This is a genomic window from Streptomyces sp. NBC_00510, assembly GCA_036013505.1.
In the GTDB taxonomy this organism is placed as follows: domain Bacteria; phylum Actinomycetota; class Actinomycetes; order Streptomycetales; family Streptomycetaceae; genus Actinacidiphila.
In genome coordinates this window covers 2,192,613-2,207,242 of the sequence record CP107851.1, presented here as the reverse complement: position 1 = coordinate 2,207,242, position 14,630 = coordinate 2,192,613, and the positions used below count along the sequence as shown (strand labels likewise).

At 73.0% G+C, this 14,630-nt stretch carries 10 protein-coding genes; 3 read left to right on the top strand and 7 right to left on the bottom strand.

Going from position 1 to position 14,630, the window contains the following annotated elements:
• Complete coding sequence (locus OG937_09855; GenBank protein ID WUD71977.1) at positions 1–870, top strand: hypothetical protein; 870 nt, start codon at positions 1–3, stop codon at positions 868–870.
• Here OG937_09855 and OG937_09850 read toward each other — a convergent pair.
• Positions 855–1,964, bottom strand: a complete 1,110-nt coding sequence (locus OG937_09850; protein WUD71976.1) for an ADP-ribosylglycohydrolase family protein — start codon at positions 1,962–1,964, stop codon at positions 855–857. The genes OG937_09855 and OG937_09850 overlap by 16 nt on opposite strands.
• A gap of 284 nt (positions 1,965–2,248) precedes the next feature.
• Here OG937_09850 and OG937_09845 point away from each other — a divergent pair, with 284 nt between their 5' ends.
• Entirely contained in the window at positions 2,249–2,578 is a 330-nt protein-coding gene (locus tag OG937_09845) for a hypothetical protein (GenBank protein WUD71975.1), read from the top strand.
• Positions 2,579–2,619: 41 nt separating this feature from the next.
• Here OG937_09845 and OG937_09840 read toward each other — a convergent pair whose 3' ends face one another.
• Both OG937_09840 and OG937_09835 read right to left on the bottom strand, forming a co-directional pair.
• Entirely contained in the window at positions 2,620–3,027 is a 408-nt protein-coding gene (locus OG937_09840; GenBank protein ID WUD71974.1) for a hypothetical protein, read from the bottom strand.
• A gap of 49 nt (positions 3,028–3,076) precedes the next feature.
• Positions 3,077–4,261: a low temperature requirement protein A gene (locus OG937_09835; GenBank protein WUD71973.1), complete on the bottom strand. Its 1,185-nt coding sequence runs from the start codon at positions 4,259–4,261 to the stop codon at positions 3,077–3,079.
• Positions 4,262–4,661: 400 nt separating this feature from the next.
• On the opposite strand from OG937_09835, the gene OG937_09830 reads away from it, so the two are divergent.
• Positions 4,662–5,090 (top strand): universal stress protein, encoded by a 429-nt coding sequence (locus tag OG937_09830; protein ID WUD71972.1) that lies wholly within the window; start codon positions 4,662–4,664, stop codon positions 5,088–5,090.
• A 109-nt stretch (positions 5,091–5,199) separates the two neighbouring features.
• Here OG937_09830 and OG937_09825 read toward each other — a convergent pair whose 3' ends face one another.
• The 4 genes from OG937_09825 to OG937_09810 form a co-directional block, all read right to left on the bottom strand.
• Entirely contained in the window at positions 5,200–8,106 is a 2,907-nt protein-coding gene (locus OG937_09825) for a S8 family serine peptidase (protein WUD71971.1), read from the bottom strand.
• Positions 8,107–8,611: 505 nt separating this feature from the next.
• Complete coding sequence (locus OG937_09820; GenBank protein WUD71970.1) at positions 8,612–11,476, bottom strand: NHLP bacteriocin export ABC transporter permease/ATPase subunit; 2,865 nt, start codon at positions 11,474–11,476, stop codon at positions 8,612–8,614.
• Between the two features lies 1 nt (position 11,477).
• Positions 11,478–13,733 carry an NHLP family bacteriocin export ABC transporter peptidase/permease/ATPase subunit gene (locus OG937_09815; protein ID WUD71969.1) on the bottom strand — a complete coding sequence of 752 codons (2,256 nt, stop codon included), beginning with the start codon at positions 13,731–13,733 and terminating at the stop codon, positions 11,478–11,480.
• On the bottom strand, positions 13,730–14,536 hold the full coding sequence (locus tag OG937_09810) for an HlyD family efflux transporter periplasmic adaptor subunit (protein WUD71968.1): 807 nt from the start codon (positions 14,534–14,536) through the stop codon (positions 13,730–13,732). The genes OG937_09815 and OG937_09810 overlap by 4 nt, the downstream gene beginning before the upstream one ends.
• Positions 14,537–14,630: the final 94 nt, after the last annotated feature.

Sequence of the window (14,630 nt, the reverse complement as noted above, 5' to 3'; positions counted from 1 at the left end):
ATGTACATCCTCCACCTCGTCGACCGGCCCTCCGACGAAGCGGTGGCCGCTGCCCTGGCGCGGGTCTTCGGCGTGCCGCCGAGCGAGGTCGACATCGCCGCCGACGGCGTGATCGAGCGCAACTGGGAGGCGCTGGTGTCGTGCACCACCGGGGAGCCGTTCGGTGACGTGACGCTGTCGCTGGACATCTACGTCCTGGCCGCCGTGACGGCGGACCGGCCCGCCGAGCACCAACTCGCCGCCGAGCTCGCGGAAGTGCTGCGCACGCCGGTCCTGTTCGCGGCGGAGGGCGTCCGGCCCAGTGCCTTCTGGGTGGCGACACCGGAGGGAGTCGTGGCGCGGGCCAGGGTGGGCGACACCGACGAGCCGGGCGAATTCATCGTGGCCGCGGTGGAGGCGCCGGTGGCCCGACTGCCGCACGTGCGGGTCATACGCATCCCGGAAGCCGTCTGGGACCTGGAGATGGCCACTCCCATCGCCGACGCCTTCCGGGACCGGCCGGCGGGGGAGTGGGAGGAGCGTCCGGGCGACCGCCTGGCGGCGTGGGAGATGCTCGTCCGGATGATGGCCGACGGGTGGCGGCCCGCGGGATGGTGCCCGTCCGATCTCTACGGCTGGCGCCTTGAGGCCCGCGATGAACTCGCGGAAGCGGCAGCCGCGCTGCCGTCAGAGGCCGCGGAACCGCTCCGGAACGCGCTGGCCGAGCTGGACCGGCTGTTCGTGGCGTACACCGTCGAAGACCCGGAACACCTCCTCGCCCGGGAGATCACCGGCGGCGACGACACGGGCGGGCGGGGCTGGTGGTGGTACCGGCGGCCGGAGCCGCTTCCCTGGGACGAAAGCCTGCGGCCCTGTCACCAGCCCGGATAGCGGTCCCGCCAGTGGGGGTCCCAGCCCGGTACGTACTCGCTGCCGCTCGGGCCGTCGAGGTTCTCGGCGACGAGGTCGCGGGCCAGGGTGTCGACGACCCACACCAGTTCGTGGCGGCTCACCACGTCCACGGGGAAGGCCTCGAAGCCGTGGGCCGCGCCGAGGAAGGCGCCGGTCACGGTGGCGACGGACTCGCCGTCCGGCGCGGCGGCCGCGAAGCGCAGCGCCGCGACGAGGTCCGCGCGGTCCGGGAAGGACGCGGCGGCGTAGAGGCCGCCCAGGAGCGCCGAGGGCGCGGTGGCGTCGGGGGCGAGCCGGGCGAGGCGGGCCGGGTCGGCGGAATGCGCGACGGCCTCCTCCAACACGGCGCGCAGACCGGCGTGTTCCTCGTCGGTGACGACCGCGACCCGCTCGGAGGGCCGCAGCGCCGTCAGGCCGGCCTCGAGGGCGCCTCGTATCTCTTCCCCGGCCAGGACGTGCCGGGCCAGGACGGTCGCCTGGGAGGTGGCGGCCTGCGCGGCGGGGTCCCCATGGGTGAGGGCGGCGACGTTGCGGGCGTGCGCGTCCCAGCTCTTGACCGCCGCCGGCTCGCCGAGGGCGGCGATGGGCAGGGTGCGGCCGAGCGCGTGCCAGCCGCGGCTGGTCGTCGTGGGCTTGTCGACGGTGCCCTGCTCCGGCCGGGACAGTGCCTTGACGGTCGCCGGCGCCGCACCGCGCCGCTCGGCCAGCGCGGGGATTTCGGCCAGCCAGCCGGAGGGCCAGCTCGCGCCCGCCCCCTTGCCCCAGTGCTCGGTCAGCCGGTCGCGGTCGATGCCCTGGATCGCGGCCCAGCGGCAGTACGCGTGCCACAGCACGGACGGGGGATGGCAGATGCCCTTGTGGCTCCCGCGGACCAGGGCGCGGATGGAGCCCTCGACGGTGAAGCAGGCCAACTGCGTGCAGACGCCGGCGCGCAGCGGGCCCGTGGCGGGCAGCGTGCCGCGTGCCGCCCCCGTGGTCTCGCCGACGGCCAGCCCGATGAGCATGCCGCGCACGCGCGAGGTGGTGCGTCCGCGGTCGGCTTTGTTGTCCTGGCCCTCGGTCGCTGCGCTCAAGACGGCGTCCCTTCCCCGGATTCCGGCAGGTGGCAGGGGGCCGACCCTATCGGGAGCGCCAAAGGTGACGGAGGGGGCACGGAGGGTGTGCGTGCAGGAATAATTGGGGCAGATTACTCCATAAGTGGACATGGTGAACCCGGCTCGATACGGTCGTCTGTGGGCGAGACCCGCCCTTCGAGCCGGTGCCCCGCCGCTCCCCAATGGCACACCTAAAATTGTGGATTTGAGCCTGACCAGGGACGAGGCACCACCCCCGTACGCTTCCGAGAGGGGAAACAGCCATGCGCGCACAGCGATTTCTCGCACTGCTCGCAGGCCCGGTAGCCGTGGGAGCCCTGGCGGTCCTGCCGGCGGCGCCCGCGCAGGCCGCGACCGCCGGCCATGTCACGGCGGGCACGGTCCAGACGCAGGCCGCGGGCACCCTCGCCCCACTGGCGGGCGACCGGTACTGGCGCGGTTACCGCGACGGCCGGGACGACGGACGCTACGACGCCCGCTCACGCCCCCGCTGCCGGAACCAATGGGACTCCTACCGCCCGCAGAGCTGGAACTCCGAATACCGCCGCGGCTACCGCGACGGCTACCGGTCCGGCTGGAACTCCTACTGCTGAGCCCGACCCACTTCGCGACCTGGGCCGTGCGATGACGGCCACTACTGGCACACGCGCTTGAAGTCGTCCGCCCCCACCCTTGCGCGGAAGCGCACCTCGTGGCCCGCGGAGTCGGTGAAGACCGCCGACGTCGGTGACAGCAGCGTCATCGTGCCCTGCTGCGTGGGGTTGTCCCAGTCCGGCGGGGGGTTGGCGGCGCCGCCGGAGAGCGGGGTCACCGCCTCGAAGTACGTCGAGCCGATCAGGGCCTCGTCGATCCCGCAGTGGGTGTACAGCTCGTAGGGGATGGAGGTCGGGGCCGGGGCGGTCGGGAACCGGACGGACGGGGCCGGGGCGGTGGGGAGCGCCACGCGGGGGGCGTCCCGGTCCGCGCAGCCCGCGAGCGCGGCGGCGAGGGCGGCGGCAGCGGCCGCGAGGGCGGCGGTGCGTGCGAAGTGCCTGGTGGTCATGGCGGTTGGACGCGGTTGCCGCGGGGCGGGTTCCGTCGGCGCCGCCCGTTCAGTGCGCCGCTGCCCGCGGGCTGACGCGCCCGACCGGGACGCAGGTCGCGGCGACCAGGAGCGCGGCCGCGACGCCCGTCACGAGGACCGGTGCCGGGGTGAACGTGGCGGCGAGGATCGCCGCCACGGCGAGCGCGTGCACCACGTCGGGCGCGGTGGGGTGCCCGGCGGTCCGGCGGTGCAGGAGCCACACGGACAGGACGAACCCGGCGACGGGCACCGTGTAGGCGGCTGCCGCGCCATGGGCGCTCAGATGGCCGTGCCCGGCCGCCCGGGCGACGTTGACGGCGAGTCCGGCACCCACCGCAGCGGCGCAGGCGAAGACCGCGTAGTGGCCGTAGCCCCACAACGTGGCCGTGGTGAAGCTGTTGAGGCGGCGGGACGCGTTCTGCGCGAAGTACAGCCACCACAGGGCGCAGACGGTGAGGGTGCCGCCCAGCACGAGCGTGGCGATGTCGCCGAACGTGGCGTCGGTGTCGAGGGCGGTACGCACCGCCCCGGCGGCGGCCGTGATGGACTCGCCCAGCACGATGAGGGTGAACAGGCCGAAGCGCTCGGCGATGTGGCGCGGATGCCAGGTGGTGTGGGCCGTCCGCTCGGCCCACACGGGGACGGCGAGTTCGGCCAGGGCGAGGACGGCGTGCGCCGGGAGGCGGATGTCGCCCGGCACCACGAGGTGCGCCAGCCAGCCGGTCTGCACCACCAGGATCCCGGCGGCGTACCGCAGACAGCACCGGCGCCGTTCGGGGTCGGAGCCGGCGGCCCGCAGCCACTGGCTGACCATGGCGAGCCGCATGACGACGTAGCCCCAGGTGATGACGGTGTAGTCGCCGTGCTGCAGTGCGGCCGCCGTGCCCGCGGACATGACGAGGGCGCCGCTGATCTGCACGACGGTGAGCAGGCGGTACGGGATGTCGTCCGTGTCGTAGGCGGAGGCGAACCAGGTGAAGTTCATCCACGCCCACCAGATCGCGAAGAACACCAGCGCGTAGCCGAGGACACCGCGCCCGACGTGCCCTGCGGCCAGTTCCTCCTCGAACGCGGCGGACGTCTGGGCGACGGCCACGACGAAGCAGAGGTCGAAGAAGAGCTCCAGCGCGGTGGCGGTGCGGTGCTTCTCGTCGGCGACGCGGGCGACCATCCGCCGCCGCCATGCCGTGGCGGCGGTCTGCGGCGCGCTCACGCCGCTCCCGTCCCCGCGGCGCACGCCGCGCCGCGCCGTCGGGGAACCGCTTCCTCGCTCACGGCACGCTTCCTCACATTTCCGGGGACAGGGCTCTGCTTCCTCCACTGAGACCGGACGTCCTGCGCGCGTGTGACACACCCCGGGGAACGGGGCGTCGCCGGGCGCGCCGTCCCGTCCCGCGGTGCCGGGGTTGTCACACTTCGCGGGCGGCGCCGGTCGGTAGCAGTGGATGCCCGGTCGTCCTCGTGTGACCGCCTCCGGTTCCCGAGGCCGTCTCCCGTTCACCCCCGAAAGGTTTCTCATGGCAGGCCATGGCGTTCCCGAACCTGTCGGCGACGATCCCCTGGCGCGGTCGTCCACCGCCGGGGAACCGGCTCCCGCGACGAGCGCCGGTCCCATGAGCGTCGACAAGTACGGGGTGCTCGTCGGGTACAGCGGGTCCGCCCCCAGCAGGCGGGCGCTGTCGTACGCGGCCGGAATGGCGCGGCGCACCGGCGCGGCGCTCCTCATCGTCCACGTCGCGAAGGAGAACCCCGTCGCGTCGCTGCTCGGCTACGAGAACCCGGGCGGCGGGTGCGGGCCGCACGGCGGCGGCACGCACACGCTGCTGGGGCAGCTCGCCTGCGAGGACCATCTGTCGGGGCTGCCGTGGACGCTCATCCACCGCAGGGGCGCCGTCGCACAGGAGCTGGAGAATGCCGGCCGCAAGTACCGGGCGAACGCCATCATCGTCGGCCGCAGGCGCGGGGCCGGCATCCGGCTCTTCCGCTCGATCTCCGACCGGCTGGCGCGCAGCGCCCAGCGGCCGGTCATCGTCGTCCCCTGACGGCAGCCCTCGGGACCCTCTGCGCGGACCGCCTGGCCGGGGGCCGGCCTTCCTTCGGGAAGGCCTGCCCCCGGCTCGGCATGAATATGGTCAGCACATCGGTCTGCGGTCAGCGGGAACTGATCAGCAGACCGGGTACGACGGTTCGGCCGGTGCGGAACTCGGTGTACGCCCACTGCTCGACGTCGGGCTGCGGGCCTACCGGGTTCAGTGTCACCTGCGCGTTCCCACCCCGCTGCACCGCGGACGGTGTGGTCAAGGTGGCGTTGCGCCGGTCGGCCTTCTCAGGGATGACGGTCACCCCGAGCCGGTAGGGAACGTCGGGCGACGTGGCCGTCTGGGCGTGCACGTAAGCGGTGTAGACGCCGGGTTCGGGGAAGAACCGGACGCTGCGCTCGTTGCTGTGCCACGACGCCCAGCTCCGATCGACGAGTTTGCCGTCCTTGTAGAGGTAGAGGTCGAGATTGGTGTTGGGGTCGTCCGAGGCCGTCTGCACGACGAGTCCGGCCGCGCCGCGCGGCACGGTGATCTTCGTGCCTTGGGTACCCACCCCGCCGGGGGAGAAGACGCCGCCGCTGACGGAGGTCGTGAGCTTCTTGTCGGTCCAGGTCACGGGGGTGTACCCGGTGGTGCGGCCGGCCAGCGGGCCGGTGAAGCCGGGCTCCAGGAAGCCTTGGCCCTGCCCGCCGGTGCGGCCGAACTCGATTCCCGTGTCGTCGTACGGCCGCGGCGTGAAGCCCCACGGCCGGCCGGCGACGGTCAGCCGCACCCGGTGCTTGGCGCTCGTGAACACCAGTGAACCGGTGGTGTAGCGGTCCCAGGTCGCGGTGCCGCGCGCCAGCGTGATGGTCACCGTGGCGGTGGCACCGGGCTTCACCGAGATCGTCCGAGGGCTGACCGTCACCTTCATACCGGCCAGTCCCTCGACGCGCGCCGTGTACGTCTCGGTCCGCGTGCCGACGTTGGTCAGGCGTCGCGTGAGGCGCACCGGCTTCGTCCCGTCGTACTCGCGCAGCGCGATCGAGGGCAGGTTGATCTCCTTGCCGTCCGGAGTCGCCGCAGAAGCGAAGGCGGTCAGTTCGGCTGCGGAAGGCTCGATCACCAGGCCCGGGTCGTCGGCGGACGAGGTACGGGGCATGCCGGAGCCCTGCTGCAGCGGGCTGGCCGTGCCCTGGGTGTCGCTCGCGGTGGTGCGCAGCGCCGAGGCGGTCGCGCCGGGCGACCACTTCGGGTGCCGGGCGCGCAGCAGCGCGGCCATGCCGGCCACGTGCGGGGCCGCCATGGAGGTACCCGAGTACGCGTCGAAGAGACGCCCGCCGTCCATCGGCGAGACCGCCGCCACCACGTCGATGCCGTCCGCGACGAGGTCGGGCTTCTGCAGACCGGTGTGGACCTGGTCGGGGCCGTACGACGAGAGGCCGGCCACGCTAGGCAGTCCCACGAGGCTGCTGCCATCCCCGCCTTCGACCAGCGACGCGGTCCCGTCAGTCCGGTGCGCCCACAGGTAGTTGAAGAGCTTGCCTGCCTGTTCGGCGCTCCACAGGTAGACGGTCGGGAAGTCGTAGATCACGTTGAGCCGCGTGTTGCCGGTCGACTGGAACAGCACCACGCCGACACCGCCGGCGGCCTTGACCGTCGCCACCGCGTCGACGGGGTCGATGAAGTCGCAGGCCACGATCTTGCCCTTGACCTTGGCGGGGTCGAGACTTCCGGACCAGCAGTACTGCGCGCCGTCGTCGAGCGATCCGGCCTGGTCGGCGAAGACGATGGGGGTGCTGCGACGGGACGGCAGCTGGTCCATCGACGTGCCGACGATGCGGGTGCCGTCGCCGAGCCGCACGGTCGCCTCGTGGGAACGCTCCACCGTCGCGCCCACCGTGGTCACCCATGGTTCGGCGTTGCTGACCATTCCGGACATGCCGTCGTTGCCGGCCGCCGCGGCGACGAAGACGCCGGCGAGGTAGGCGTTGAGGAAGGCGTCCCCGATCGGGCTGTTGGGCTGGTAGTCGCCCATCGAGTTGCCGATCGAGTAGTTGATGACCTGGACGCCGTCGGCCACCGCCGCGTCGATCGCCGCGATGATGTCGGCGTCCGTGCCCGAGCCGCCCCAAAGGGCCTTGTACACGGCGATGCGCGCGTCGGGCGCCACTCCCGAGATCGCGCCGTAGTCATGCCCGAGGACCATCGCGTGCTTGACGGGAAGACCCGCCGCGGTCGAGGCGGTGTGGGTGCCGTGCCCGTTCATGTCGCGAGGCGAGAGGGTCTCCCCGTCGGGGAGCGAGCCGTAGGCGCTGAGCCACCCGTCGGCGAAGTATCGGGCGCCGACGATCTTGCCGTTGCAGGCGCCGGCGGGGAAGCCCTCACCGGTCTGGCAGGTGCCGTGCCAGCCCGCGGGCCGCGGCATGGTGGCGGCGAAGGAGGCGCTCTCCGGCCAGATGCCGGTGTCGATCACGCCAATGACCACATCGGAGCCATGGGCCGGTTTGGTCTGCGCCGCCGTCCGCGCCGCCGTCCGCGCCGGCGCCTGTGCCGGGGGCTGCGCCGCCTGCGTAGTCCCGGTCGTCGCCGCGTCGGCCTTCACGAGACGGGCCGGGGTGACCGCCGCGACGCGCGGGTCCTTGGACAGCTTGCCGGCCTGCGCGCCGGTCAGCTTGGCGGCGAAGCCGTTGAAGGCGGTGGTGTAGGTCCGCTGCGCCCGTACGCCGAAGTCGCCGAGCACGTCACGCTGCGCGTCGCCCAGGTGCTTGCGGTACTTCTCGGCCGCGGCCGAATGAGGCTGGAGCTCCTGCCCGGCCACCGGTCTCGTCGCCGCGAGTCCCTTGACGCCGCCCGTGTACGAAGTGACGGGCGCTTCCCGCAGCCGCACGACGTACTGCCCCTTGATGGTGTCGGGCTGCGCGGCGGTGTGCAGGGCGCCACCGCCCGTGAGGGCCGCTCGGGAGTGGTCGTACTGGCCCAGCTTCAGGTCCGGCAGCGGAGCGCCGGTCTGTGCCGCGGCCGGCCCGATGTTCCCCAAGCTGCTGAATATGGTGGCGAAAACGGTGATTGCCGACGCCGCGACGATTCGGCGTCGTCGTCGAAGGCTCGCGCTCGTGACCACGAGTCTCCTCCCATGAAGTTAACGGTGTGAATGTCCGTCACACCCAACCTCCAACCGATCACGCGAAGATCACATTCGAATGACGATCCGTCGCGCCCGGCGTTGCCGCGGCCGCCTGTTGGGGGTGTTTCGCCGCCGCGGGCGCGGTGGGTTCCCCGCGACGGGAACGGCGCCCGGTCGATCGCCCAGGTGCGGGGACTCGAGCCCCTCAAGGCCCTGAGCTGCACGAACTCGGATACGGGGGGCGGTGGTTCGGTCCGTGCTCCTGAATGCTGATCGCGGGGTTCTCGGGGGGCGGCACGTTGCCGAGGCCCTGAGCGACTTCCGCACCCGACTGCCTGTCGTTTTGCAGACAGGTGTCGGGATGCCGACACCGTGAGCACGTTCACGGCTGACCGAGTGCACCAGCAGGGCGCCTGATCTAACTCATCTGACGGCGCACCAGTTCGTGCAGCCGGCCGCCGGGGTTCGCCAGCAGGTCGGCGGGGCGGCCCTCCTCGACGACGCGGCCGTCCTCCATGACGACGACGCGGTCGGCGTCCATGACGGTGGAGAGCCGGTGGGCGATCACGACGCGGCTGGCGCGCAGCCGCCGGGTGCTGTCGATGACGGTGCGCTGGGTCTCGTTGTCGAGGGCGCTGGTGGCCTCGTCGAGGAAGAGGATGCGGGGCCGCCGGATCAGGGCCTGGGCGATCATCAGGCGCTGGCGCTGGCCGCCGGAGATGGTGCTGCCGCCCGCGATCATGGTGTGCAGGCCCATGGGCATGCGCTTGATGTCCTCGGCGAGGCCGGCCATGGCGGCGGCCTCCATCGCCTCGTCCTGGGTGTGGACCTCGGCGCCGCAGATGCAGTCGAGGATCGAGCCGGTGAACGGCTGGGCGTTCTGCAGCACCACGCCGCACTGCCGGCGGACCGCGCCCTGGTCGAGCGCGGCCAGGTCCTGGCCGTCGTAGAGGACGCTGCCGGAGGCGGGCCGGTCGAAGCCGATGAGCAGGCGCAGCAGGGTGGACTTGCCGCAGCCGCTGGGGCCGACGATCGCCACGAACTCGCCGGGCCCGACCCGCAGGGAGACGTCGTCGAGGACGAGCGGGCCGTCGCCGGAGTAGCGGAAGGAGAGGTTGCGGGCCTCGATCGCGCCGGACAGGACGCCCGGCTGGGTGCTGCCGCCGCGCACCTCGGGCGCCTCGTCGAGGATCGGCTTGACCTGCTCGTACATCGGCAGCACCGCCGCGGCCGACAGCAGCGCCCCGGTGAGCTGGGTGACCGAGGTCAGCAGCATGGTCATGGCGGTGCTGAAGGTGAGGAAGCCGGACGCGGACAGCGAGCCCCTGGCCGGGCCGGCCAGCAGCATGAACATGATGAGGGAGCACAGCGGCAGGTAGACCGCGTTGAGCACGGTGGTGATGTTCTTGATGCGGCCCGCGCGCTGCTGGAGTTCGCGGCTGCGGGCGAAGCGGCGGGCCCAGGCGGCGTAGGCGAAGCTCTCGGCGGCGGCGACGCGGAGCTTGGGCAGGCCGCGCAGGGTCTGGAAGGCCTCGTTGTTCAGCTGGTTGCCGAGCACCACCAGCCGTCGCTGCCAGCGCAGTTCCCACAGCCCGAGGCCGAGGAGCAGGACCCCGATGACGACGAGCATGCCGAGGGCGGCGAGTGCGAGCGGGACGCTGTACAGGAGCAGCAGGACGAGGTTCATCGCGCCGACCGTCGTCGCCTGGACGGCGACCGGGCCCACCCCGGCGAGCACCCGGCGGATGGCGCTGATGCCCATCGCGGCACTGGCGAGCTCGCCGGTCGAGCGGCCGGCGAAGAACCCGGTCGGCAGGCGCAGCAGACGGTCCCACACGGCGGGCTGCAAGGTGGCCTCGATGCGGCCCTCGATGCGCAGCACGGTGAGGTTCTGCATCAGCATGAAGACGGCGCACACCAGGCCGGTGACGACGACGGCCAGGGCGGCCTGAACGATGAGCCCGGTCTCCGCGTCCGGTACGTACGTGCCCAGCACCTGTCCGGTCGCGATGGGCACGAACGCACCGAGGCCCACGGTGACGAGACTGCTCAGGACGAGGTTGCGCAGATCGCCCGCGGAGCCCCGGAGGCTGAAGCGCAGCAGCCGCGTCAGCCCGGTGCCCCGTTCGGGGAGCGGCCGGTAGAGCATGACCGCGCGCTCCTCGAAGTCCTCCGCGTTGTGGTCGGCGACCCGCACGCGGCTGCTGCCGCCGGGCCCGACCGCCTCGTAGCCGCCGCGCCGCCACAGCAAGGCCACCGGCGCGCCGGACGCGGCTCGCCGGCCGACCAGGGGGCCGGTGTTCTCCCGCCACCAGGCGCCATCGAGCCGTACCGGGCGGGTGCGGATGCCGGAGGTGACGGCGACCCGCTCGACCGGGTCCATGTGGTCGCTGACCGCGCCGCTGCGCGACGGCGGGGTGAGGGTGATCCCGGCGGCCTCGGCGACCTGCCGGCAGACGGCGTACGTCGTGTCGTCGGAGGCCGCGGCGGTACGCGTGGGGGCCTTGCGGGAGGTGGCGATGGAGGCCACCAGATCGCGGTCGGCCTGCTCGCGGACGGCCTCCCCGGCCCTGATGCCCGCGGCCGTGCGGTCCTCGTGGGCGCGCTCCAGGCCCTCGATCCAGCCGTCCAGCGTCGACAGCAGCCGGTACTGCTGGTTGACCATGCTCTGCCACATCGCGCCGTCGACGAGCAGGTCGCCCGCCGCCTCCGCGGAGTACGCGGCGCCGTACTGCACGCTCCCCGGGGAGACCGGCAGCCACAGGATGTCGTCGTCGGCGACGTGCTCGCCTTCCGTGGTGCGGCCGGTCAGCGGGGCCTCGTAGAGCACCCGCTGGCTGCGCCCGACACCGAGCGCGAAGGCGTGCTCGAGCAGGCTGAGTGCCAGCTCCTGGGTGTCGTGGCCGGCGCCGTACGGGCCCTGCTGCGCCCAGCCGTCGCCGTGCGCCGCCTGGTGCGGATGGGGCGGCCGGTACAGCTCGCGCAACGGGACGCGGCGCAGGAAGCAGCCCTGCAGCGGGCGTCCGACGAGGGTGTGCCGGGGCCCCTCGACCGGGCCGAGGAGGAGGGTGCCGGGTTCCAGACGGCCCAGGTAGTGCCAGTGGCCCTGCTGGGCGGCGTCGACCGCGAACAGGTCGAGGGCGCCGGCCACCACGAGCCACAGGACGTGTGGGCCCTCCAGGGGCAGGCTGCGCAGGCCGGTGCAGTCGACGGGGCCGCCGAGCCCGCCGAGGGCGGTCAGGACCGGATCGCCGGCGGCGGTGCCGGGCTGTACGGGGATCACCTCAGTGCTCCTTGACCAGGGCGGCGTACGCACCGCCCGCCGCGATCAGCTCCTCGTGGCGCCCGCGCTCGACGACCGTGCCGTGGTCGAGGACCACGATCTCGTCGCTGTCGCGGACCGTGCTGAGCCGGTGCGCGATCACCACGCAGGCGCAGCCGCGGCGCCGCAGGTTGTCGATGATGACCTGCTCGGTCTCCGCGTCGAGGGCGCTGGTCACCTCGTCGAGCACCAGCACGCTGGGCCGCCGGACGAGGGCCCGGGCGATCTCCAGCCGCTGTCGCTGCCCGCCGGAGAAGTTGCGGCCGTCCTGCTCGACGTGACTGTGGACGCCGCCGGGGCGACGGGCGACGACCTCGTACAGGCAGGCGTCGCGCAGCGCGGCCTCGACGTCCGCGTCGGGGATGGAGGGGTCCCACAGCGCGACGTTGTCGCGCACCGTGCCCTCGAAGAGGAAGACGTCCTGGTCGACGAAGGAGACGGAGGCGGCCAGGGCGCCGCGCGGGATGTCCTCCAGGCGCTGCCCGTCGATGCGGATCGTGCCCTCCCAGGGGCTGTAGAGCCCCGCGATCAGCCGGGAGACGGTGGACTTGCCGCTGCCGGAGCCGCCGACGAGCGCGACCTGGCGGCCGGGCGCGACGGACAGTGAGAAACCGGACAGCAGCGGCTTGTCGAGGGGGCTGTAGCCGAAGGTGACGTCCTCCAGCGTGACGTGGCCCTTCAGCCGGCGGGTGCTCGCCCCGGACTCGGGGCGCGCGTACAGCGAGTCGACGGGGAAGTTCTCGACGTCCTTGAGCCGCACCACGTCGGCGGCGAAGTCCTGGATGCGGCCCGCGACGCCGTTGAGCCGGGTGATGGGCGCGGTGAACCGGACGACCAGGGACTGGAAGGCGACGAGCAGGCCGATCGAGATGTGCCCCTCCACCGCCCGCAGCCCGCCGATCCACAGGATGAGCGCGCTGTTGAGCGTCGCGAGGGTCGGGGCGACGACCGACAGCCAGGCGCTGGGCACGCCGAGCCGCTGCTGCTCCTCCAGGGTGGCGGCGTGCTGTCCGGCCCAGCGGCGGAAGTAGCCGTTCTCGCCGCCGGTGGCCTTCATCGTCTCGATCAGCTGCAGGCCGGTGTACGAGGTGTTGGTGAGCCGGGCGCTGTCGGCGCGCAGCTTCTGTGTCCGGGTGGCCCGCAGCCGTGTCACCACGCGCATGGCGACGGCGTTGAGCAGGGCGATCCCCACCCCGAGGACGGTGAGTTGCGGGTCGTACGTCCACATCAGCAGCGCGTAGAGCACGACGACGACGCCGTCGACGGCCGCGGCGGCCAGGTCGCGGGCGAGGGTCTCGGCGACGGCGTCGTTGGACTGCAGGCGCTGTACGAGGTCGGCCGGGTTGCGCTGGGTGAAGAAGGTGACCGGCAGCCGCAGCAGGTGGCGCAGGAAGCGGGCGCTGCCGAGGGTGGAGGAGATGATGCGGCCGCGCAGCAGGTTGGACTGCTGGACCGCGGTGAGCGCGGCGGTGAGCGCCACCATCGCGGCCATCGACGCGAACAGCGTGCCCAGGAGCGAGGTCTGGTCGCCGATCAGGAACAGGTCGATGTACGTGCGGCTGAGCGCGGGCAGCGCGGCCCCGACCGCGACCAGCAGGAGGCTGGCCACCAGCGCGGCGAGCATGGTGCCGCTGGTGCCGCGCAGCCGGGCCGGGAGGGCGCCGAGGACGCCGGGCCTGCGGCCGCCGCGGTGGAAGTCCGGGCCCGGCTCGAAGGTCAGCACGACACCGGTGAAGCTGGTGTCGAAGTCCTCCAGGGGTACGAACCGCCGCCCCTTGTCGGGGTCGTTGACGTGGACGCCGCGCCGGCCGAGGCGGCGGCCCATGCCGTCGTAGACGACGTAGTGGTTGAACTCCCAGAAGAGGATGGCCGGGGCGCGCACCTCGGTCAGGGCCGCGGTCTCCATCTGCATGCCCTTGGCCTGCAGGCCGTAGCCGCGGGCCGCCTTCAGCAGGTTGCTGGCGCGGGAGCCGTCGCGGGAGACGCCGCAGGCGATGCGCAGTTCCTCCAGCGGTACGTGCCGGCCGTAGTGGCCCAGCACCATCGCCAGGGAGGCCGCGCCGCACTCCACGGCCTCCATCTGCAGCACGGTGGGGGTGCGGACGCTCCGGGGCCTGCGGCCCGGCCGCTGCCGGGGGGTGCGTGCGGGCTCGGGGCGGTGTCTGCGACGGCCGGCGGGCGGCAGCGGCCGCTGCTGGGGCCGGGCGGGCGCGGTCAAGGGAGCAGCCAATCGATCGGGCGCTGTGCGGCCAGGTGGACGGCGCCGGTGGCCAGGGTCATGGAGTCCAGCTCGTACGAGGGGCCGTCGCCCTTGGACCAGCGGTAGCCGGTCGGGGTGCGGGAGGAGGCGTCGAGCGTCACGACGACGGCCACCGGGCGTCCCGCTCGGGTGAGTTGCGCGGCGAGTTGCGGGTCGCCGAGGTCGGCGGCGATCTGCCGGGCGGTGCGCGAGGTGCGGCCGACGGCCCGCACATGGCCGCGCAGCACCCCGTACCGGGCCTGGGGTGCGGACTCGACGGCGAGGTCCACCGCGGCGCCCACCGGCACCGAGGAGGCGCCGGTCGCCGGGACGTAGAGGGTCGCGACGAGCGGGTCGCCGGTGCGGGCGGCGCGTTCGACGGTCGCCACGTCCGCGCCGACGGTCACGACGGTGCCGATCGAGGCCACCAGGGCGCTGACCCGTCCCGCGGCCACGGTGCGGACGACGGTGTCGCCGCGCGGTGTGCGCACGCTGAGCAACGGGGCGTCGGCGGGCAGGCGCTCCCCTTCCTCGGCGAGGACCCGGGTGACCTGTCCGGCGACCGGACTCTGCAGGACGTAACTGCCCTGCCCGTAGCCGATAATTCCGGGCGCGCTCAATTTCGAGGACACGGAACCGTTTACCGCCCAGGAACTCGCGGCGGCCATCACGAGAATGGCGACGGAGAGCACGAGACGGCCCTGCGGGCGCGCGAAACGCACCGGGAGATCGAGTTCTTCCGGTGACTGGAGCTTGGCAAGGGCCTTTTGGCGAAACTGCACGGAACTCTTCCCTCAGCCGCATCCCTCGCCATTGGGACACAAGGCCTCAATGGCGTCCGCGGGCCCCGGAAGGGAGGCCTCCGGGACCCGCGGA